The following is a 509-nucleotide window of genomic DNA, read 5'->3' on the forward strand; positions in this document are numbered from 1 at the left end:
TGGCGCCCATGAAGATCAGCCCCGAGCGGGTATTGATCTGGCCGCCGATATTGAACATGCCGGTGGGAAACGGCGGCGCCATGTGCAGGCCCAGCGGGCCCATGTCCCGGGTGGTGCCCACGTCATGCTGCCAGGCCAGGGTCCGGGATTTCAGGTCCACGGCCGCGAGCTGTCCCCACGGTGGCGCCTTGCAGGGCGCGCCGAGCAGACCGAGCCAGGGGTCGACCTTGACCACATAGGGCGTGCCGTATTGCGGGTTGATGGCGAACTTCTTCGGCCGCGGCGGCGTGCCCTGGCCGTCCCAGGGCTCCACCAGCCCTTCGCGCTCGGCATCCGCCCGGGCATAGACCTCGGCCTTGAAGGGGATGTAGCTGAGGTTGGCATAGAGGCGCTTGCGCTCCGGGTCGATGGAAGCGCCATGCCAGTCGATCACGCCGTCGAATGCCGGATATACCAGGGTCGTCTTGTCCAGCTCGAAGGGCGTGAAGGCGCCCTTGTAGTTCATCTGG

At 66.6% G+C, this 509-nt stretch carries 1 pseudogene; it reads right to left on the reverse strand.

The annotated features are described in order from the left end of the window. Window positions 1–509, reverse strand: a pseudogene (locus tag KYG_RS18690) (membrane-bound PQQ-dependent dehydrogenase, glucose/quinate/shikimate family); the annotation flags it as partial.

It is taken from the genome of Acidovorax sp. NO-1 (assembly GCF_000238595.1).
Lineage (GTDB): Bacteria > Pseudomonadota > Gammaproteobacteria > Burkholderiales > Burkholderiaceae_C > Acidovorax.